At 70.6% G+C, this 18,830-nt stretch carries 18 protein-coding genes; 8 read left to right on the forward strand and 10 right to left on the reverse strand.

Features of this window, described 5'->3' with window-relative positions:
- Nucleotides 1–34 precede the first annotated feature (34 nt).
- Complete coding sequence (locus tag AB0J66_RS39440; RefSeq protein ID WP_364672224.1) at nucleotides 35–691, forward strand: DNA-3-methyladenine glycosylase 2 family protein; 657 nt, start codon at nucleotides 35–37, stop codon at nucleotides 689–691.
- Between the two features lie 29 nt (nucleotides 692–720).
- Here AB0J66_RS39440 and AB0J66_RS39445 read toward each other — a convergent pair whose 3' ends face one another.
- The 4 genes from AB0J66_RS39445 to AB0J66_RS39460 form a co-directional block, all read right to left on the reverse strand.
- The gene (locus AB0J66_RS39445) at nucleotides 721–1,410 is read right to left on the reverse strand and encodes a class I SAM-dependent methyltransferase (protein WP_364672226.1); all 690 of its coding nucleotides are present in this window, start codon (nucleotides 1,408–1,410) and stop codon (nucleotides 721–723) included.
- Nucleotides 1,411–1,495: 85 nt separating this feature from the next.
- Nucleotides 1,496–2,260 carry an ABC transporter ATP-binding protein gene (locus AB0J66_RS39450; RefSeq protein WP_364672227.1) on the reverse strand — a complete coding sequence of 255 codons (765 nt, stop codon included), beginning with the start codon at nucleotides 2,258–2,260 and terminating at the stop codon, nucleotides 1,496–1,498.
- The gene (locus AB0J66_RS39455; RefSeq protein ID WP_364672229.1) at nucleotides 2,257–3,210 is read right to left on the reverse strand and encodes an ABC transporter substrate-binding protein; all 954 of its coding nucleotides are present in this window, start codon (nucleotides 3,208–3,210) and stop codon (nucleotides 2,257–2,259) included. The genes AB0J66_RS39450 and AB0J66_RS39455 overlap by 4 nt, the downstream gene beginning before the upstream one ends.
- 1 nt (nucleotide 3,211) lies before the next feature.
- Complete coding sequence (locus tag AB0J66_RS39460) at nucleotides 3,212–4,267, reverse strand: iron ABC transporter permease (protein ID WP_364672231.1); 1,056 nt, start codon at nucleotides 4,265–4,267, stop codon at nucleotides 3,212–3,214.
- Between the two features lie 360 nt (nucleotides 4,268–4,627).
- On the opposite strand from AB0J66_RS39460, the gene AB0J66_RS39465 reads away from it, so the two are divergent.
- Nucleotides 4,628–5,743 (forward strand): HoxN/HupN/NixA family nickel/cobalt transporter, encoded by a 1,116-nt coding sequence (locus tag AB0J66_RS39465; protein WP_364672232.1) that lies wholly within the window; start codon nucleotides 4,628–4,630, stop codon nucleotides 5,741–5,743.
- Here the strand turns inward: AB0J66_RS39465 and AB0J66_RS39470 are convergent.
- The gene (locus tag AB0J66_RS39470; RefSeq protein WP_364672234.1) at nucleotides 5,717–6,694 is read right to left on the reverse strand and encodes a YafY family protein; all 978 of its coding nucleotides are present in this window, start codon (nucleotides 6,692–6,694) and stop codon (nucleotides 5,717–5,719) included. The genes AB0J66_RS39465 and AB0J66_RS39470 overlap by 27 nt on opposite strands.
- 91 nt (nucleotides 6,695–6,785) lie before the next feature.
- Between AB0J66_RS39470 and AB0J66_RS39475 the strand changes: the two genes are divergently transcribed.
- From AB0J66_RS39475 to AB0J66_RS39485, 3 genes are all read left to right on the forward strand, one after another.
- Nucleotides 6,786–7,235 carry a VOC family protein gene (locus AB0J66_RS39475; RefSeq protein ID WP_364672236.1) on the forward strand — a complete coding sequence of 150 codons (450 nt, stop codon included), beginning with the start codon at nucleotides 6,786–6,788 and terminating at the stop codon, nucleotides 7,233–7,235.
- 74 nt (nucleotides 7,236–7,309) lie between these two features.
- Entirely contained in the window at nucleotides 7,310–7,723 is a 414-nt protein-coding gene (locus AB0J66_RS39480; protein WP_364672237.1) for a hypothetical protein, read from the forward strand.
- A 35-nt stretch (nucleotides 7,724–7,758) separates the two neighbouring features.
- Nucleotides 7,759–10,893 carry a tetratricopeptide repeat protein gene (locus AB0J66_RS39485; RefSeq protein WP_364672238.1) on the forward strand — a complete coding sequence of 1,045 codons (3,135 nt, stop codon included), beginning with the start codon at nucleotides 7,759–7,761 and terminating at the stop codon, nucleotides 10,891–10,893.
- 6 nt (nucleotides 10,894–10,899) lie between these two features.
- Here AB0J66_RS39485 and AB0J66_RS39490 read toward each other — a convergent pair whose 3' ends face one another.
- The 5 genes from AB0J66_RS39490 to AB0J66_RS39510 form a co-directional block, all read right to left on the reverse strand.
- A complete protein-coding gene (locus AB0J66_RS39490) occupies nucleotides 10,900–11,931 on the reverse strand; it encodes an aldo/keto reductase (protein ID WP_364672240.1) in 1,032 nt (343 codons plus the stop codon).
- On the reverse strand, nucleotides 11,909–13,126 hold the full coding sequence (locus AB0J66_RS39495; RefSeq protein WP_364672242.1) for an MFS transporter: 1,218 nt from the start codon (nucleotides 13,124–13,126) through the stop codon (nucleotides 11,909–11,911). Before AB0J66_RS39495 ends, AB0J66_RS39490 begins: the two co-directional genes overlap by 23 nt.
- A 26-nt stretch (nucleotides 13,127–13,152) precedes the next feature.
- Nucleotides 13,153–13,998, reverse strand: coding sequence for an enoyl-CoA hydratase/isomerase family protein (locus AB0J66_RS39500; protein ID WP_364672244.1), 846 nt, complete (start codon nucleotides 13,996–13,998; stop codon nucleotides 13,153–13,155).
- 137 nt (nucleotides 13,999–14,135) lie between these two features.
- A complete protein-coding gene (locus AB0J66_RS39505) occupies nucleotides 14,136–14,954 on the reverse strand; it encodes an alpha/beta hydrolase (RefSeq protein ID WP_364672246.1) in 819 nt (272 codons plus the stop codon).
- Nucleotides 14,951–15,775 (reverse strand): alpha/beta fold hydrolase, encoded by an 825-nt coding sequence (locus AB0J66_RS39510; protein ID WP_364672247.1) that lies wholly within the window; start codon nucleotides 15,773–15,775, stop codon nucleotides 14,951–14,953. The genes AB0J66_RS39505 and AB0J66_RS39510 overlap by 4 nt, the downstream gene beginning before the upstream one ends.
- Before the next feature lie 119 nt (nucleotides 15,776–15,894).
- Here AB0J66_RS39510 and AB0J66_RS39515 point away from each other — a divergent pair, with 119 nt between their 5' ends.
- From AB0J66_RS39515 to AB0J66_RS39525, 3 genes are all read left to right on the forward strand, one after another.
- Nucleotides 15,895–16,353, forward strand: a complete 459-nt coding sequence (locus AB0J66_RS39515) for a helix-turn-helix domain-containing protein (protein WP_364672249.1) — start codon at nucleotides 15,895–15,897, stop codon at nucleotides 16,351–16,353.
- Between the two features lie 77 nt (nucleotides 16,354–16,430).
- A complete protein-coding gene (locus tag AB0J66_RS39520) occupies nucleotides 16,431–18,062 on the forward strand; it encodes an FAD-dependent oxidoreductase (protein ID WP_364672250.1) in 1,632 nt (543 codons plus the stop codon).
- Nucleotides 18,063–18,096: 34 nt separating this feature from the next.
- A complete protein-coding gene (locus AB0J66_RS39525) occupies nucleotides 18,097–18,825 on the forward strand; it encodes an SDR family oxidoreductase (protein ID WP_364672251.1) in 729 nt (242 codons plus the stop codon).
- Nucleotides 18,826–18,830 lie beyond the last annotated feature (5 nt).

The following is an 18,830-nucleotide window of genomic DNA, read 5'->3' on the forward strand; positions in this document are numbered from 1 at the left end:
AGCCGGCGCACCCGCGATATGTCAGGGTGAGCCCATGATGGCGAGCGATTCCACGGTTCAGGTCTTTTCCGAGGCCGAGCTGCCCGCTCTGTGCGAAAAGCTCGCGTCTCGCGACCGTCGGCTGCGATCCGTCATCGACGAGTTCGGCTACCCGCCGTTCTGGAGCCGCCCCAACACCTTCGAGTCGTTCGTCTGGTTCATCCTCGAGCAGCAGGTCTCCCTGGCCTCGGCCAAGGCCGCCCTCGAGAAGTTGCGGCAGCGGATCGGGCTCATCACACCGGAGAACGTGCTGGCGCTGAACGACGACGACCTGCGCGCGGCCTATTTCAGCCGGCAGAAGACCGCGTACGTCCGTGGTCTGGCCCGAGAGATCGCCGACGGCGAGCTTGATCTCTCGGATCTCGAGACTCGGCCGGACCAGGAAGTGCGGGAGCGCCTGGTCCGGTTGAAAGGCGTCGGCAACTGGACGGTCGACGTGTACCTGATCCTGGCCCTGCACCGGGCCGATCTGTTCCCGGCCGGCGACCTGGCGGCGGTCAACGGCCTCAAGGAATTGAGCGGACTGCCGCGCGCGACCACCATCGACGACCTGACCGCCGGTCTCCAGCAATGGTCGCCGTACCGCACCATCGGGACGATGCTCGTCTGGCACTACTACTTGTCGCGCAAGCAGCCACCCCGTACCGCGTGACTCGTCAGTTGGCCGCCGCCGGCTTCGGGTCAGCGCGGGATCCGGCCGGTGATGAGGAACTGCATCTGGAGCTCGTGGTTCTCGGCCACGCCGTACTGCTGATCCAGCTCGTAGATCGTGGTGAGCGGGGTGACCGTGACGTCCTGGAGGCCGGCGCGGGTGAGGACCGCGGCGGTGTCGTCGATCGAGCGGGAGGCGGCCAGGGGCAGGACGGCCTGGACGGACTCGTCGTAGAAGCCGGTGAAGGTCTCGGAGGACTTGTCGAGGCCGTCGGGGAACCAGGTGCTGTCGACCATCGCGACCGTGCCGCCGGGGCGCAGCAGGCGGATCCAGTTGGCCACGGCGGTTTCCGGCGACCGGAGCGTCCACATCACGTACCGGCCGGTGATCACGTCGAACGAGGCGGGGGCGAACGGCGGGTCGACGGCGTCACCGAGCTGGAAGGTCGCGGTGGTGCCGTGTTTGCGGGCCTCGTCGAGCATGCCGGGTGAGAGGTCGATGCCGGTGACGTTATGGCCGAGGCCGGCCAGGACGCGGGCGACCTGGCCGCTGCCGGCGCCCACGTCGAGCACGTCGGCCGGTTGCGAAGGCAGCGCGCCCGACCACACGGCCGACCACGCCGCGGTGTCGGCCGCGAGCCGCGACGGGCGCTGCTGGTATTCGTCGTACGACGGGGCCCGGCCGGTCCAGTACTCGTTGATGCGGTCCTGCGCGGTCATACTGCGCCCACCTTTCGTATGCCCTTCTGGCCCTCACCTGCGAGGCCGTTCGCCGGTCCAGCTGAGTGCCGTTCGGTGCAGGCGGTCATACGCCAACTCCCAGGTCGAACAGCAGGTGCAGGTTTCCGTCGAGGTCGAGGCGTTTGATGCCGATGCCGTAGACGGGTTCGAGGATGGCCGGGTCCAGCACGTCGGACACCGGGCCGGCGGCCACGACGTCGCCGCCGCCGAGCAGCACCAGGTCGTCACAGTAGCGGGCGGCCAGGTTCAGGTCGTGCAACACCACGATGGAGCAGGTGCCGAGCCGGCGGACCAGGTGCAGGATCTCGTGCTGGTAGCGGATGTCGAGGTGGTTGGTCGGCTCGTCCAGCAAGAGGTGGGTGGCTTGCTGGGCCAGCGCCCGGGCGATCAGTACGCGCTGCCGCTCGCCGCCGGACAGACCGGCGAACGCGCGCCCGGCGAGGTGGGTGGCGCCGACCCGGTCCAGAGACGAAGCGGCGGTCTCGTGGTCGGCCGCGCCGGCGCGCTGGAACGTCGACAGGTGCGGTCCGCGGCCGAGCAGCACCATCTCGGCCACCGTCAAAGCCGTCTCGCCGCCCGATTCCTGCACCACCACGGCGAGCCGCCGGGCCGTCTCCCGGGGCGAGAGCGACTCGAGGGCGGTCTCGTCGACGGTCACCGTGCCGGTCGGGCTGCGCAACGCGCCGTACAGCAGTCGCAGCAGCGTCGTCTTGCCGCTGCCGTTGGGCCCGATCAGCCCGAGCACGCGCCCGGGTTGCGCGACCACATCGACGCCGTCGAGCACCGGGTTGGCGCCGTACCGCCACGACACAGAGGAGGCGTGGATCATTGGAAGCGCTGCACGATCTTCTCGAGGCCGTCGACCGACAGCGGCGACGGCGGCTCGGTGAAGTTGAACAGCTGCGTCATGACGTTCTTACCCTGCACCGCCTTCAATTGCGAGGCGCCGGGCAGCTGGGTGATCGCCTTCTCGACCGCGGCCGGGTCGCCGTCGCTGTAGAGCAGGATCAGCACGTCCGGGTTGCGGCCGAGCAGCTCCTCCAGCGTCGCCTCGAAGACGCGCTCCTTCGAGTCCCCGAAGACGTTCTTGAAGCCTGCGGCTTCCAGCTGCGGGTGGGCCATGCTGGTGCTGCCGTACGCGTACGTCACGCCCCCGCCGACGGTCGGGTACAGGACTGCCGCCGTACGTCCCGCGCCGGTTCCCTTGATCTTGGCGAAGCGCTCCTTGAGCGCCGTGACCGCGGTGGCCGCCTGCTGCTGACGATCGAAGACCTTGCCGTACGTCTCCAGCTGGCTGTAGATGTCGTCGAAGGTGGGCACGGCCGTCGTGCCCTCGCACATCGCCGGCTCCTCGAGCAGCGGGATGTCCACGGCGGAGAGCGTGTCGCGTGACAGGTTGTCGACCTGGCCGAAGACGAGGTCGGGCTGCTGGCTGATCACGACCTCCTTGGAGATCTGCAGGTGGCCGCTGGTGTCGGTCTTGTCGGTCAGCAGCGGGATCCGGTCCAGCTCGGCCAGGGTCCCGGCGTCGTAGTACTCCTTCGGGTACTGGCCCGCCCGCGCCGTGACCCGGTCCAGCACGCCCAGATCGTGCAGGTACGGAACCGCGGCGCTCTTGAGCAGCACCGTCCGCTCGGGTGCCTTGTCGAAGGTGACGTCGGCGCCGCAGTTCTTGACGGTCAGCGGGTAGTTGCCGCCGGCCTCGCTTGCGGTGGCGTCGTCGGCGGCGCCGCATCCGGCGAGAGTGAGGACGGCCAGGGTCGCGACGAGCTTCTTCATGTCAGGCTCCGATGGCGTGCAGGCGGCGGATGAGGATCAACAGGAACGGGGCGCCGAGCAGCGCGGTGATGATGCCGATGGGGATCTCCTGCGGGGCCAGCAGGACGCGGGCGACCACGTCGGCCCAGACCAGCAGGATCGCGCCGAGCAGGGCGGCCACCGGCACCACCCGGACGTGCGTGGCCCCGACGATGCGCCGGGCCAGGTGCGGCACGACCAGGCCGACGAAGCCGATGCTGCCGGAGGCCGAGACCAGCACCCCGACGCAGAGCGAGACGATGACCAGCAGCCGCATCCGGAACCGGTCGGGCGAGATCCCGAGCGTGTGCGCGGTCTCGTCACCGACGGCCAGCGCGTCCAGGCGGCGGCCACTGACGGTCAGGTAGGCGGTGGTGCCGCCGATGACGATCGCGGCCACGGCCAGCAGCGCGTCCCAGCGGGCCAGGCCGAGCGAGCCCAGCAGCCAGAACATCACCGACCGGGAGCCCTCGGCCGAGCCCGAGGCGAAGATGAGGAAGCTGGTCAGGGCGTAGAGCGCGTAGCCGACCGCGACACCCGAGAGCAACAACCGCATCGAGGTGACCCGGCCGCCGCTGCGAGCGAACAGGAAGACCAGCAGGGAGGCGGCCAGCGCGCCGAGGAAGGCGCTGGCCGACAGGGCGTACTGGCCGAAGCCGGCACCGGCCCCGAAGAGAATGGCCGCCGCGGCGCCGCTGGAGGCGCCGGAGTTGATGCCCAGCAGGTACGGGTCGGCCAGCACGTTGCGGACCATGGCCTGCAGCGCGACGCCGCAGACCGCGAGGCCGGCCCCGACCAGCATGCCGAGCAGGATCCGGGGCAGCCGCACCTGCCAGACGATGGCCTCCTGCGGCGGCGTCCAGCTCACCTCGGAGGGCAGCCCGACCAGCTTGTGGCCCAGGATCTGGGCGACGGTGGCCGGGCCGATCGCGATCGCCCCCGTGCCGACCGCGATCACTCCCGTGACGATCAGCCCGGCCACCAGGCCCAGCACCCAAAGGGTCGTGCGGCGCCGCTGGGCCACGAACACTTCCGCCACAGCGGACGACACCTTGACCTCCAAGCTTGGTTGTTGCCAACAATGTGCAGCAACCGAACAAGATGATCAATAGCGGCCAGGTGAACAGATACCCGCGTCACAGATGACAAAGGCGCCCCGGGTGAGCGTGGATCATCGCGGCCCCGGGACGCCTTCTTCGTTTTTCCCTCTGGGCGGATGGGTCACGGCCACGTGTCACCCGCCTTAAGCCCATCATGCAGTAGTTGCTAACTTGTGGCAACAAGCTCGGGAGTTCCCACGTTCTTCCGGTTGTCACCTGGGCGCTATTGCCAGAGTCTTGCAACTGAAGATCAACGGGCATAGCGTCGCGACCGGCGGTCCTTGCGAAAGAAGAACCACATGAGCACCAACATCAGCGGGTTCGCCCGCTTCCGGCAGAGCCTCACAGGCCGGGACCGGCGAGCCTTGTACGGCATGGCCGGCTTCATCGTCCTGCTGCACGTGATCGGGTTCGGGCTGCTGTTCGGTTTCGTCGTGCCGAAGCACTTCCACCTCGGCGGGGCTCATCCCGTGTTCACGGTCGGCGTCGGCGTGCTCGCCTACACGTTCGGGCTGCGGCACGCCTTCGACGCGGACCACATCGCGGCGGTCGACAACACCACGCGCAAGCTCATGCAGGAGAACACCGACCGCAAGCCGTTGTCCGTGGGCTTCTGGTTCTCGCTGGGCCACTCCACGATCGTGTTCGGGCTGGCCTTCCTGCTCTCGATCGGTGTGAAGGCCCTGGCCGGGCAGGTCGAGGACGACGGCAGCGCCCTGCACTCGGTGACCGGCGTGATCGGCGCGTCGGTGTCCGGGGTGTTCCTGTGGGTCCTGGGCATCCTCAACCTGGTCGTGCTGCTCGGCGTGATCAAGGTCTTCCGCGAGCTCAAGCAGGGCCGCTACGACGAGCAGGCCCTCGAGGACCAGCTGAACAAGCGCGGCTTCATGAACAGGTTCCTCGGCGGCCTGACCAAGTCGGTGCGCAAGCCGTGGCACATCTACCCGATCGGCGTGCTCTTCGGGCTCGGCTTCGACACCGCGACCGAGGTCGGGCTGCTCGTGCTGGCCGGCGGCGCGGCCGCGTTCAACCTGCCGTTCTACTCGATCCTGGTGCTGCCGATCCTGTTCGCGGCCGCGATGTGCCTGATGGACACCATCGACGGCGTGTTCATGAACGCCGCGTACGGCTGGGCCTTCGCCAAGCCCGTCCGCAAGGTCTTCTACAACATCACCATCACGTCGATCTCGGTCGCGGTGGCCCTGATCATCGGCACCATCGAGCTGATCGGCGTGCTCGACGACCAGGCCCACATCACCAGCGGGCCGCTGGCCGCGATCGGCTCCATCCCGCTCGACTACGCCGGCTACGGCATCGTCGGCCTGTTCGTCGTGTCGTGGATCGTCGCCATCGCGATCTGGCGCTTCGGCCGCGTCGAGGAACGCTGGTCAGCCAACATCAAACCCGCCGAGTAACCCCCGCTGGTCACGCGCGGTTCGGGCGAATCTCTGGGCGAGATGGGCGAAAGCCTCGGCCAGCTCGGCCGGGCCGACGACCTCGATGTCGGCGTCGTAGCGGGCGATGGTGGCGGCGAGGGCGGGCCAGGACCAGGCGCCGAGGGTGAGGCGGCAGCGGTCGGGGCCGGCCTCCTCGACGAGGCCGTCGCGGGTGTAGAGGGCGACGGTCGCGGCGGGCAGGTCGAGGATGACGGTGCCCTGGCAGGGCCAGCTGCCGTCGCTGGAGCCGCGGAACTGGCCGATGACGTACGCGGCCACGTCGCCGCCGGGTAGTTCCCGCGGGGTGAAGCGGGGACCGTTGGGTGTCCGCACGGTGATCCGGTCGGCGCGGAAGGTGCGCCAGTCCTGGCGGTCGAGGTCGTAGGCGACGAGGTACCAGCGTCCGCCCCGGGTGATGACGTGATGCGGCTCGGCGCGGCGCGGGTGGGCGTCCGAGCCGTAGTCGAAGCGCAGCACCTCCTTTGCGTGGACGGCGGCGCTGATCGCCATCAGCACGTCGCCGTCGACCGGCGCGGCGGGGCGGTCGACGGCGGTGACCTGCAGGGCCGCGATGCGATGGCGCAGGCGGGCCGGCATGACCTGCCGGATGGTGTTCAGGGCCCGCGCGGCGTCCTCGGCCAGGCCGTCGGCCGAGCTGGTGGCGGCGACCTGCAGGGCGATGGTCAGGGCCACGGCCTGGTCGTCGTCGAACAGCAGCGGTGGCAGCTCGGTGCCGGCGCCGAGCCGGTAGCCGCCGTCCGGGCCTTTGACCGCGGCGATGGGGTAACCCAGCTCGCGGAGCCGGTCGACGTCGCGGCGCACGGTGCGCAGGCTGATGCCGAGACGGTCGGCCAGCAGGGTGCCGGGCCAGTCCCGCCGCGCCTGCAGGAGAGACAGCAAGGCGAGGAGCCGGGCCGAGGTCTTGGGCATGAATCTGATTCTGCCCGGAGTAGGTGCCACATCCTGTCACCTACTGCTGCGACTCTCGATCCAACAACGGAGCACAACAAGGAGTCCTCGCATGGCGCTCACCACCACCACGCACCTGAACTTCCGCGGCGACGCCCGAGCGGCGCTGGAGTTCTACCAGTCGGTCTTCGGCGGCCGGCTGACGGTCGTCGCGTACGGCGACTTCGGTATGCCGAAGGAACTGCCCGACGCCGACAAGGTGGTCTTCGGCCAGGTCACCGCGGACAACGGGTTCCGCATCGCGGCGTACGACGCACCCAGCCACTCGCCCGCCGCGGCCGCACCGACCGTCACCACCCGGGAGAACGGCCTGACGCTGACCGGCGAGCGGTTCTTCGTCGCCGTCGGCGGCGACACCACCGAGGAGGTCGGCGCGCTGTGGGAGAAGCTCGCCGTCGGCGCGGAGATCGTCGAGAAGTACGGGCCGTCGCCGTTCAGCCCCGGCTTCGGCATGCTCACCGACCGCTTCGGCGTCACCTGGGTCCTGCAGACCAACGCCTGAGGCGACGGCCGGGACCCGGTTGATCTGGCGGAGAGCCGATACGCTGCCTCATGACCGGCCATGGAGGTGGCTCGATGCGCGGATGGGTGCCGGCGGTCGCCGGCGGGGTGCTGGTCGTCGGGTTGGGAGTGTTCCTGGCCGTCCAGGGTCTGGACCGGGCGGACAAGGTGGCCAGCGTGCTCGGGTTGTTCGTGGGCCTGGCCGGTCTCGGGCTCACGGTGACCGGCGCCTTCGGCGCTCGCAGAGGCTCCGGCGGTCAATCGGTGACGGACTCGGCCATCGGCGGTGATGTCGCTCAGGTGCGGGGAGTGTCCGGCAGCGTACGGATCGGACCCGCACCGGCCGCGGAAGCGCCGCCGCCCCCTTCAGCGTCGTCCCCGCCGGCCGGACACGGCAGTGGTGACGCCCAGTCGGTGACCCGGTCGTCGGCCAAAGGGCCGGTGCGGCAGGTCGGTGATGTCGGCGGCGACGTCGAGATCGACCGGTGAGCCGGTGGTGGCGGCCGCGACGAGTGGCCGGACAGGTGGTCACCGGCAGTCTGGTCTTCGGCGACAGCGTTCAGATCTCCGGTGTCGGCGGAGATGTCACCGTCAGCTCGGACCGGCCGCCGTACCGGGTCACCGCGGCTGAGAACGAGCCGGTGCCCCTGAGCGCGGCCCGGGCCCGCGCTCAGCCGAGCCGGTTGTTGCTGGCCCGCCATCGGATCGTGCCGTTCGCCGGGCGCCGGGACACGTTGGACCAGTTGGCCGCCTGGATGAGTGGCGACGCCCCGATCGGGGTCATGCTGGTGCACGCCGCCGGCGGGCAGGGCAAGACCCGCCTCGCCGCGCACGTGAGCGCTCAGGCCGGCCGGGCCGGCTGGGCGGTCTGGCAGATCACCCACACCCCGACCCCGGTGCCCGGCTCGACGGGCTCCAAGGTGGACCTGTCCGGCGCCGCGGCGCTGGCGGTGGTCGATTACGCCGACCGGTGGCCGGCCTCCGCGCTGCTGGCCTTCCTGGCTCAGCTGCGTGACTTGCACGCGGGGGCGGGCACTCAGGTGCGGGTGCTGATGCTGGCCCGCTCCGACGCCCACTGGTGGCCGGCGCTGGCCGACCGCGCCGAGAGCGATCTCGGCGTGGACGTCGACGAGATGCCGCTGCCCGAGCTGTCCGGTGACGGGGGTGACGACCGGGCCGGAATGTTCGCCGCCGCCGCCGACAGTTTCGCGGCCGCGATGGACGTGGCGGCCCCGGCTCGGGGCTGGCCGGCGCCGGAGTTACGCGGGACCGGATACGGGCAGGTCCTGGCCGTCCACATGGCTGCTCTGGCCGCTGTCGACGCCCACCGGCACGGTCAGGATCCGCCGGGCGACCCCGGCGCGGTGTCGGCCTATCTGCTGCGCCGGGAGCAGGCCTACTGGCAACATCTGCACACGAGAGCCGAAGCGCCCGTGCGTACGCCACCAGAGGTGATGCACCGCGCGGTACTGGCCGCGACCCTGACCGGCGCGCAACCCCGCCCCACCGCCCGGCTCGCCCTGGCCTCGGCGCGATTCACCGCCACGGATGAGGGCTCGAACCAGATCATCGACGACCACACCGTCTGCTATCCACCGGCCGACGGCCGTACCGCCTTCGAGCCGCTGCACCCCGACCGGCTCGGTGAGGACCTGATCGCCCTCACCGTCCCCGGTCATCGCGATGATCGCCGGCTGGGACGCGATTGGGCCTCCGAGGCCATCACCGGCCTGCTCGCCGGTGACTCGTCACCGGTGTGGGCAGCCGCGGCGGTCACCGTGCTCGTCGAGACCGCCCGCCGCTGGCCGCATGTGGCCTCCACCGTGCTGTATCCGTTCGTGCTCCAGCACCCGGAACGGGTGATCGCCGCGGGCGGAGCCACCGTCACGCGGTTGGCCGGCATCCCGGGAATCGACCCGGCCGTGTTGCAGGCTCTCGAACCCCTGCTCCCAGCCGAGCGGCACATCGATCTCGACATCGCCGCCGCCGCGATCACCAGCACGCTGACCGCACACCGGCTGGCCCGCACCGATGACTCCGCCGAGCAGGCCCACCTGCACGCCACCAACGCCTACCGTCTGGCCAACGCCGGTCACGCCCGGCAAGCCGTGGCACCGGCCGGGGAGGCCATTGCCATCTACCGCCGGCTGGCCGCCGCCGACCCGGAGGCCTACCTGTCCCTTCTCGGCACCTCACTCAGCAATCTCGGCGCCTTCCTGGCCGACTCGGGACGGCGCGAGCAGGCTCTGGCCGCGACCCAGGAGGCCGTCACGATCCGGCGCCGCCTGGCCGAGGCCGACCCCGCCGCGCATCTCCCCGATCTCGCCGCCTCGTTGAACAATCTCGGCATCCACCTGTCCGGACAAGGACGCCATCAACAGTCCTTGGCCCCGGCGCGGGAAGCTGTCGAGATCCGGCGCCGGCTGGCCCAGGCCGACCCGGAGACCTACCTTCCGCAGCTTTCCACCTCGCTGAACAACCTCAGCGTCCGCCTATACCAGCTGGGACGGCCCGAGCAGGCCCTGGCGCCGGCGGAGGAGGCCACCGACATCCATCGCCGGCTGGCCGAGATCCGTCCGGCCGCCTCCCTGCCCAACCTCGCCGCTTCCCTGCACTATCTCGGCCTCATCCTGCCCGAGCTCGGCCATCGCGAGCAGGCCCTGGCCCGGGCTCAGGAAGCCGTCGAGCTCCGGCGCCGGCTGGCCCAGATCAACCCCGCCGTCTATCTGCCCCACCTCACCGCGTCGCTCAACAATCTCAGCGTCCGCCTGGCCGAACTGGGGCGCCGTGAGCAAGCCCTGGTCCCGGCCCAAGAGGCCACCGACATCTACCATCGGCTGGCCGAGGACAACCCGGACGCCCATCTCGCGGGCCTGGCCACGACGTTGAACAACCTCGGTAACAGCCTCCTCGATCTGGGACGGCGCGAGCAGGCCTTGGCCCCGATGCGCGAGGCGGCCGGCATCCACCGCCGGCTGGTCAGCGAGAACGCGGACCTCCACCTTCCCGGCCTCGCCACGTCGTTGAACAACCTCAGCGCCACCCTGGGCGAACTCGGCCGGCGCGACGAGGCGCTGGCACCGGCTCAGGAGGCGTCCGACATCTACCGCCGGCTGGCCGAGGACAACCCGGACGCCTACCTGCCCAACCTCGCGACGACGTTGAACAACCTCGGCAACCGCCTCTCCATGCTCGGACGGCGCGAACAGGCCCTGGTGTTCGCCGAGGAAGCTGTCGGCATCAGACGCCGGCTGGCCCGAGCCCAGCCCGACACCCACCTCCCCGGCCTCGCCGCGTCGCTGAACGACCTCGGCAGCCTCCTGTCCGAACTCGGGCGGCGCGAGCAGGCCCTGGCTCCCGCCCACGAATCCGTCACCATCCGGCGCCGGCTGGCTGCGGTCGACCCCGAGGCCTACCGGCCGTTCCTCGCCACCTCGCTGCTGACGTACGGATGGGTGTGCGTACGCGCGAAGACCAACCTCGCCGAGGCCCTGGAAGCAGTCACCGAGGCGATCAGCGTGTACGAGCCACTCAACAACCAGCTGAACGACATGTACGCCGAGCGTCTGTCCTTCGCGTACAGAACCCTTGCGGACGTGCTGGAGAGTCTCGGCCGCACCGAGGAGGCCGACGATCTGCGCCGGCGGCGGAGGTCTTGAGGTGGCTCAGCGGATCTGAAAATTCGCCGGCCGGCCGCCGAGGACGGCGCTGAGGGTCGCTCGTGAGCCGTCGTGCGGAATGCCGAGGATGGGTGCGCTCACCTCGTCCAGGCGCTGGTAGTGCTCGTCGGCCAGCTGCACGTCGAGGGAGCGCAGATAGGCGTCGAGCTGCTCGGTGCTGCGCGGGCCGATGATCGGCACGACCGCCGTCGAGGAGCGGCGGCCGCGTTCTAGCAGCCAGGCGATGGCCAGGACGGCCGGCTCGGTGCCGGTTTCGGCGCTGATGGCGAGCAACTCGTCGACGGTGGCCGTCTTCTGGGCGGAGTCCTCGCGCTGGATGATCGAGTTGAGGGTGGTCAGGCGGCCTTCGGAGCTGTGGCGGTACTTGCCGGTGAGCAGGCCGCCGCCCAGCGGTGAGTAGATCGCGGCGCCGAGACCGAGGTGTTCGGCCATGGGCAGCAGGTCGCGTTCGCCGTCGCGCGCGGCCAGGCTGTACTCGAACTGAGTGGCGATGATCGGTGTGCGACCGCGGGCCGGTACCGCCGCCGAGACCTGCCAGGCGGGGAAGTTGGACAGGCCGCCGTGCAGGATCTTCCCGGCCCGTACGAGGTCGTCGAGGGCCTCGGTGATCTCGTCAAGCGGGGTCACGAAGTCGGGGGCGTGCACCCAGTACAGGTCCAGGTAGTCGGTGCCGAGCCGGTTGAGGCTCGACTCCAGGGCGTACCGCATGGTCTTGCGGCTGTTGCCGGTCATGGCGACACCGGTCTGCCCGGCCGTGCCGAAGGTGAACTTGCTGGCCAGGGTGAAATGCTCGCGGTCGGCGGCCAGGAACTTGGCCAGGTACGTCTCGGACTCGCCGCGCTGGTAGGTGTCGGCGGTGTCGATGAAGGTGCCGCCGGCCTCGGCGAACGCGGTGAAGATGCGCGCCGAGGCGGGCTCGTCGGCGCCGGTCGCCCACTTGGTGCCGAAGTTGGAGGTGCCGAGGGCGAGTTCGGAGACGCGCAGCCCGGTCCGGTTACCGAAGGTCGTGTAGCGCATGGTGCTCCCTACTTGAGATCAGGGCGATGAGGGCGAGGGCGGCGACGGCGGCGCTGTAGCCGAGCGCGGTGTGGACCAGCCCGTAACGGGTGCTGAGGATGCCGGCGATGATGGCGGGCACGGCGAACGCGGCATAACCGATGACGTACGTAGCGGCGATCAGCGCCCCGCGTTCGGCGGGCCGGGCCAGGGCGACGAGACTACGGAACGTGCCGGAGAAGGCCAGACCGAAGCCGGTCCCGGCCACGACAGTGCTGATGTAGAACAGGACCACGCTGGTCAGCGCCGTCGCCACCACTGTGAGCCCGGAGCCGGCGGCGAGCACGACACAGCCGGCGATCACACCCGCGCGCGGCGTCCAGTCCTTTGTGGCCAGTGTCGCCAGGCAAGCACAGGCCATCAGCAGCGCGACCGAGATCGCTCCCGGGAGGTGGTTGGTGGAATGGCTGAGCGCCTTGGCCAGGCTCGGTCCGAGCGACAGGTAGAAGCTGTTCAGGGCCCAGGTCGACAACAGCGACGGTACGGCGGCGGCGAAGGCCGGGCGGGCTTCGACGGGCACGGCGACGCGGACACGCAGGTTCGGCCGGACCCGCTGGGTGATGCTCTCGTCGGCCCACCCGGCCACGACCAGGCCGAGAATCACGAGCACGGCCAGGATGACCAGGTACGTCAACCGGGACGGGCTCCAGGCGTACTGCACCAGCAGCCCGGACAGCAGCGAGCCGACCGCGAGTCCGCCGGTCGAAAGGCCCGCCCCCAGCAGGGACGCCAGTCCGGGACGCCGCCGTGGTTGCAGGTCCAGCAGGGCGGCCGAGGCGACGGCGGTGAACAGTCCGGTGGCGAAACCTTGCAGGGCCCGGGCGGCGATCAGGTACGCCAGTCCGTCGGCGGTGGCGAACAACACGAGGCTCACGGCGAGCAGCGCGCTCGCGGTGAGGGCGACCGGCTTGCGGCCGATCTCGTCGGAGAGCCCGCCGAAGGCGAGCAGAGACACCAGCAGCGGTACGGCGTAGACGGCGAACACGATCGTCAGGGTGCTGTCGGTGAAGTGCCAGCGGGCGGCGTAGTCGGCGTAGAGCGGGCTCGGCGCGGCGGCCGCGACGTAGAACAGTCCGAGCAGGGCGGCGAAGGGCCAGAATCCGCGGGCTTCGCGGCCGGCGGCCGGGATCGGCGTGGATTGCACCTGGGTGCTCATGAGCTGCTTTCTTTCCGGGACCGCGTTCAGGCTTGGGCGATGGCGGCGATGTCGTCGCCGAGGTGGTATTCGAGGGGGGTGCGCTCCTGGAGTCCCTTGTCGAACAGGCGGGCCGCGGTGGTCTGGAACTCGGTGCGGGCGACGGCGCCCCAGAAGGCGTCGGAGTGCAGGGGGAACTCGGCGTCGGGGAGCCGGGTGTACTTGTTGATGAAGGACTTGATCTCGGTCAGGGCCTGGTGGTTCCAGCCCGCGACGCGGGTGGCGTAGGCGTTGACGAAGGCTTCGAACTCGGCGTCGGGGATCGCGCGGTTGACGTAGCCGTACTTCTCGGCCGTGGCGCCGTCGTAGTCGTTGCCGCCGAGCATGATCTCGAAGGCGCGGCCGCGGCCGACCAGGGCGGGCAGCCGCCCGCCCGCGCCACCGCCCGCGACGGCGGCGAAGCCGACCTCCATCTGGCCCAGCACAGCCTTCTCGAGGCTGGCGAAGCGCATGTCGGTGGCCAGGACGAACTCGCTGCCGGCGCCGCGGGCGATGCCGCGGATGGCGCTGATGGTGACGGCGGCCAGCTTGCTGATACGGACGGTGATGTCGACCCAGGCGGCGTAGCCGGTCGGGCTGGGCAGCGCCTCCGCGTCGCCCGGGTCGGCGGCCAAGTCGTAGTGGGCCAGGAAGAAGTCGGGGTCGGCGCTGTCGAAGACCACGACGTTGACCGTGTCGTTGTTCTCGAGCTCGGTGAGCAGGGTCTTCAGGTCCGACATCATCATGGGCCCGATGACGTTGACCGGCGGGTTGCTGAACGTCACGCGCCAGAAGGACGGCGTCTCGGCGGTGACGGTGAGGTGGGTGGGCTGGAACTCGTCAAGGAAGGTCATGCACCGAACCTAACAGCTGAGTTGGAAAAAACAAGTTAGATGTCCCGCTGGTCACGCGGGAGCCTCCAGGCGGCCTCGGCTCATGGCGTCTCCGTTCCTGCGGGCCCGGCCGGTGGGCCGGGCTCAGAGGGTGACGGTCAGCGAGCGGCGGCCGCGGCCACGATGACCCGGGTGACCTCGTCCGGGTGAGAGATCAGCGACAGGTGCGAGCCGTTGATCTCGGTCACCCGGGCGTGGGCGCGGGCGGCCATCGCCCTCTCGGCGGCGGGCGGGATGACCTTGTCCTGGCGGCTGATGACCGACCAGGACGGGATCGTCTTCCAGGCCGGCCCGGTCGAGGGCTCGCCGAAAGCGCTGGTCGCGAACGGCGTCTGGGACGCGGCAAGCACGGCCGCTCGGCCGCGGGGAAGGTCACCGGCGAAGCCGGTCTCGAAGACGCCAGGCAAGATGTACGAGTCGCCGGCGCCGGCCGGTGCGCCCGGGTAGCCCGTGACGCTCAAAACCGTGGCCGGATCGGTCAGGGCGGGCTCGAGCACCGAACCGGATCCCTGGGTGAGGCCGGCGATCGACTCGCCCTCGTCGGGAGCGAACGCGTCGACGTACACCAGCGCCTTGACGTTCTTGTTGCCGGTGGCGGCGCCGGTGATGACGAAACCGCCGTAGGAGTGGCCGACCAGCACGACCGGCCCGGTCAGAGCGGCGAGGTAGTCCCGCAGGTAGGCGGTGTCCGCCGCCGGCCCACGGCCCGGCTGGGGAGCGACGGTCACGGTGTAGCCCAGGCGTTGCAGGCGGCTGATCTCGCCGGCCCAGCTGGATCCGTCGGCCCAGGCGCCGTGCACGAGCACGATGGTCGGCCGCGGACCGGCGGCCGGGTGGCTGGTCGCGGCCGCGGCGGAGGTGCCGATGCTCAGGGCCGCGACGGTGGCCAAGGCGACGGCGATGCGGGTGATCTTCACGATCGGGCCTTTCGGGTCGGGGTGGCGGCGTTCTGGCGCGCGACCCAGTGCAGGACGTACCGGGCGACGTCACGCCAACCGCTGTCGAGGACGAGGGAGTGCCCGCGGCCGACGAAGGCGTGGTAGTCCGTGACCGACGGCGATCCGGCGTAGAGGCCGTACGCCTGGCGGCTGACCACTTCGGGCACCGTGTGGTCGGCCGTGGCGCCGGTGATCAGTAGCGGGCCTCGTACGGCGGCGAAGTCGACCTCGGTCGGCGACCGGGGGTCCTTCTTGGCCGCGGTGAGCTCGAAGACGGGACGTCCGGGTCCGGGGATGGCGTACGTGTCGTACAGCCGGCGGGCTTCGTCCTTGCTGACGGCGTTGCCGAAGCCGTACCGGAACTGCCGCGCGGTCAGGGCGACGGCCCGCTCCTTGTTCTTCGGGCTGCGCAGCACCGGCAGGGCCGAGCGGATCTGGGCGAAGGGCAGCTTGGTCGCGCCCTTGACCGGCGCCGGGCTGATGGCCACGGCCGCCTCGGCCAGATCGTCGGCGAGCAGCTTCTGGGCGATCAGGCCGCCGAACGAGTGACCGATGACGATCGGCTTGACCGGCAGGTCCCGGATGTAGCGGGCGTAGGCGGCGGTGAGCTCGGCGATGCCATGGCCGGCGACGGCGTCGGCCCTCGATCGGGTCGCCGCGGGCGTGGCGGCGTCACCGAGCCAGCCGGGCGCGTGCGGGGCGTATCCGGCTTCGGCGAAGAACTCCAGCCAGGGCCGCCAGGCGGCGCTGTGGATCCAGAGTCCGTGGATGAAGACAACGGGTTGCTGCGAATTGGACATGGGACCGACGGTGGCACCCTAAGTTGGAAAAAACAAGTCAGATGTGATCGGCGCGACGGCTGAGTTGGAAAAGTTGTTAAAGTGGGAAAGCTCCACCGGTTTTCTCGAAGGCGGGACTCATGCCCATCACCAAGCTGCAGGACAGCCCCTGCTCCGTCTCTCGCAGCCTGTCCGTGCTCGGTGAGCGCTGGACCCTGCTCATCCTGCGCCTCGCCTTCGAGGGCGAGACCCGGTTCGAGTCGTTCCGCAGCAACCTCGGCATCGCCACCGACGTGCTCACCGACCGGCTGAACACCCTGGTCGAGAACGGCATCATGACCAAGGACCCGTACCAGGAGCCCGGCCGCCGGGCCCGGTACGAGTACCACCTGACCCCGGCCGGCCGGGAGCTGCACGTCATCATCGCCGGCTTACAGCAGTGGGCCGACGACCACCTGCCGTGGAAGGACGGCCCGACCGTGGTGCGCCGGCGGCACGAGAGCGCGGCCCCGGTCCGGGTCGCCTTCGTCGACGGGAGCGGGCACGAGGTCCCCCTCGACGAGGTCGACACCGTCCGCACCGCCAGCTACCCCGGGTAGCAGCGAGAGAAGCGACACGCTGACGGCTCCCTGGGACCCTGCTAGGTTGGTTTTTACAACTCAGCAGGAGGATCGCGATGACGGAAGCACGACCCGTTCTGACCGCCGGGCAATGGCAGCGGCTGTGCTCGTACGGAACCCCGGACCGTCTCGCCGCCGGAGACTGGATCTTCCGGGCCGGGGACGAGGTCAGCGACATGATCCTGGTCGAGTCGGGCCGGGTCGAGATCGTCCGGCCGGCCACCACCGACGACCGGGAAGCCTCCGTGGCCACGTACGGCCCGTGCGAGTTCACCGGCGAGCTCAACCTGCTCACCCTGCAGTCCGCGTATCTGAGCGCTCGCGCCGCCGAGGCGTCGCGGGTGCGCCGGGTCGGGCCGGTCGCCTTCCGTACGCTCATGGATCGCGACCCGGAGCTGTCGGACATCGTGCTGCGGGCGCTGATCGCCCGCCGGCGTGACCTGCGTGACGGGCAGGCCGCCCGCAGCCTGGAGATCGTCGGCAGCGCGGCCTCCGCGCCCGCGCTCGCGCTGCGGACGTACGCCGCGCGCCTGCAACTGCCGCACACGTGGAACGACATCGAGTCACCGGCCGGGGTCGCGCTGGCCCGGGCGGTGTCGGCCGAAGCCGATGATCTGCCCGTGGTCATCACGCCCGGCGCCGTGCTGCGGCGGGCGACGCCGAGCACGCTGGCCGGGCATCTCGGCCTGTCCTACCGGCCGGCGAGCGGCGAACAGGTCGACCTCGTCGTCATCGGCGCCGGCCCGGCCGGTCTCGCGGCCGGTGTGTACGGCGCCTCCGAGGGCCTGCGGACCCTGGTGCTGGACTCGGTCGCGGCCGGCGGCCAGGCGGCGGCCAGCTCCCGGATCGAGAACTACCTCGGCTTCACCTCCGGCGTCAGCGGCAACGAACTGACCGCGGCCGCGGCCGTGCAGGCCCAGAAGTTCGGGGCCCGCATCGCCAGTCCGTGCGAGGTGGCCGAGCTGCGCTCGGACATCGATGCCGTACGGGTCCGGCTCGCCGACGACACCACCATCTCGGCCCGGGCCGCGGTGATCGCCACCGGGGCGCGGTACCGGTCGCTCCCGCTGGCCGGGTGGGACCGTTTCGAGGGCGCCGGCATCTATTACGCCGCCACGGAGATCGAGGCCCGCGCCTGCGGATCTCGGCCGGTCGCCGTCGTCGGCGGGGCCAACTCGGCGGGCCAGGCGGCGCTCTATCTGGCCGCCCGCGGCAGCCACGTGACGCTGGTCGTCCGGGGCTCGGACCTCTACGCGGGTATGTCCTCCTACCTGGCCGACCGGATCGTCGCCGACCCGGCCATCACGGTCCGCACCGGCACCGAGGTCACGGCGTTGCACGGTGAGAGCCACCTCGAAGCCGTCACGCTCTCCGGAGCATCGGAACCCCAGGAGTGCGCCGGCCTGTTCTGCTTCATCGGCGCCACCCCGGCCACCGGATGGCTGGACGGCATCGCCGCCGACGACCACGGCTTCCTGCGTACGGACGCGCAACTCGACGACAAGGAGCTGGGCCCGCAGTGGTCTCCGCTGGGCCGCCGCCCGTTGCCCTTCGAGACCAGCCTGCCGCGGGTCTTCGCGGCCGGAGACGTCCGCGCCGGCTCCATGAAGCGGGTCGCGGCCGCGGTCGGCGAGGGCGCCAGCGCCGTCAGCTCGGTCCACGCCGCCCTGCGCGCCGACCAGCCCTGACCAGCGACCGCCCGGAGACGAAGGACTGACAACCATGGACACTCTCGAGAACAAGGTCGTCGTCGTGCTGGGCGGGAGCTCGGGCATCGGGTTGGCGACCGCCCGCCAGGCCCGGGCCGGCGGGGCCACCGTCGTGCTCACCGGCCGCGACCCGGACCGGCTCCGCAAGGCCGCCGAGCTGGCCGGCGCGGCTCGCGCCGAAGCTTTCGACGTCACCGATCACGACGAGCTGACCCGCTTCTTCGACTCGATCGACGGGCCGGTCGACCATGTGATGATCACTGCTGGCGGCCCGAACTACGCGCCGCTGGCCGACATCGACCTGGCCCGGGCCACCGCCGCCTTCTACGAGCACATCGGCGTGATGATCGACGTCGCGCGCACGGCCGCACCGGCAACTCGCCCTGGGGGTGGGCTCATCGTCATGAATGGAACCGCCCCTCGGCGGCCGACGCCCGGGCTCATCGTTCCGGCGGCCACGGCCACCGGGTTGTCGGCGGCGGCCGCGACGCTCGCCTTGGAGCTTGCGCCGGTACGCGTGAACGTCATCGCCGCCGGCTTCGTGGACACGCCCTTATCGGCCACGCTCGTCGGCGACGGACTCGAGGCGCGGCGGGCGGAGCTGCGCGAGCGGCTGCCGATCGGCCGGGTGGTCGAGGCGGACGACGTCGCCGCGCTCGCCGTGCACCTGATGACCAATACTGCCCTGACCGGCGGCACGTACGACATCGACGGCGGCCAGCAGCTGGTAGCCGGACTATAGAAGTT

Origin of the sequence: Actinoplanes sp. NPDC049598 (assembly GCF_040675435.1) — a bacterium.
Classification (GTDB): Bacteria; Actinomycetota; Actinomycetes; order Mycobacteriales; family Micromonosporaceae; genus Actinoplanes.

Excerpts from the sequence above, each read along its gene's own strand:
- AB0J66_RS39445 (WP_364672226.1), bottom strand. The coding sequence starts at position 1,410 with ATGACCGCGCAGGACCGCATCAACGAGTACTGGACCGGCCGGGCCCCG.
- AB0J66_RS39520 (WP_364672250.1), top strand. The coding sequence starts at position 16,431 with ATGACGGAAGCACGACCCGTTCTGACCGCCGGGCAATGGCAGCGGCTG.
- AB0J66_RS39515 (WP_364672249.1), top strand. The coding sequence starts at position 15,895 with ATGCCCATCACCAAGCTGCAGGACAGCCCCTGCTCCGTCTCTCGCAGC.
- AB0J66_RS39440 (WP_364672224.1), top strand. The coding sequence starts at position 35 with ATGATGGCGAGCGATTCCACGGTTCAGGTCTTTTCCGAGGCCGAGCTG.
- AB0J66_RS39450 (WP_364672227.1), bottom strand. The coding sequence starts at position 2,260 with ATGATCCACGCCTCCTCTGTGTCGTGGCGGTACGGCGCCAACCCGGTG.
- AB0J66_RS39525 (WP_364672251.1), top strand. The coding sequence starts at position 18,097 with ATGGACACTCTCGAGAACAAGGTCGTCGTCGTGCTGGGCGGGAGCTCG.
- AB0J66_RS39475 (WP_364672236.1), top strand. The coding sequence starts at position 6,786 with ATGGCGCTCACCACCACCACGCACCTGAACTTCCGCGGCGACGCCCGA.
- AB0J66_RS39470 (WP_364672234.1), bottom strand. The coding sequence starts at position 6,694 with ATGCCCAAGACCTCGGCCCGGCTCCTCGCCTTGCTGTCTCTCCTGCAG.
- AB0J66_RS39490 (WP_364672240.1), bottom strand. The coding sequence starts at position 11,931 with ATGCGCTACACGACCTTCGGTAACCGGACCGGGCTGCGCGTCTCCGAA.
- AB0J66_RS39510 (WP_364672247.1), bottom strand. The coding sequence starts at position 15,775 with ATGTCCAATTCGCAGCAACCCGTTGTCTTCATCCACGGACTCTGGATC.
- AB0J66_RS39500 (WP_364672244.1), bottom strand. The coding sequence starts at position 13,998 with ATGACCTTCCTTGACGAGTTCCAGCCCACCCACCTCACCGTCACCGCC.
- AB0J66_RS39480 (WP_364672237.1), top strand. The coding sequence starts at position 7,310 with ATGCGCGGATGGGTGCCGGCGGTCGCCGGCGGGGTGCTGGTCGTCGGG.
- AB0J66_RS39455 (WP_364672229.1), bottom strand. The coding sequence starts at position 3,210 with ATGAAGAAGCTCGTCGCGACCCTGGCCGTCCTCACTCTCGCCGGATGC.
- AB0J66_RS39465 (WP_364672232.1), top strand. The coding sequence starts at position 4,628 with ATGAGCACCAACATCAGCGGGTTCGCCCGCTTCCGGCAGAGCCTCACA.
- AB0J66_RS39495 (WP_364672242.1), bottom strand. The coding sequence starts at position 13,126 with ATGAGCACCCAGGTGCAATCCACGCCGATCCCGGCCGCCGGCCGCGAA.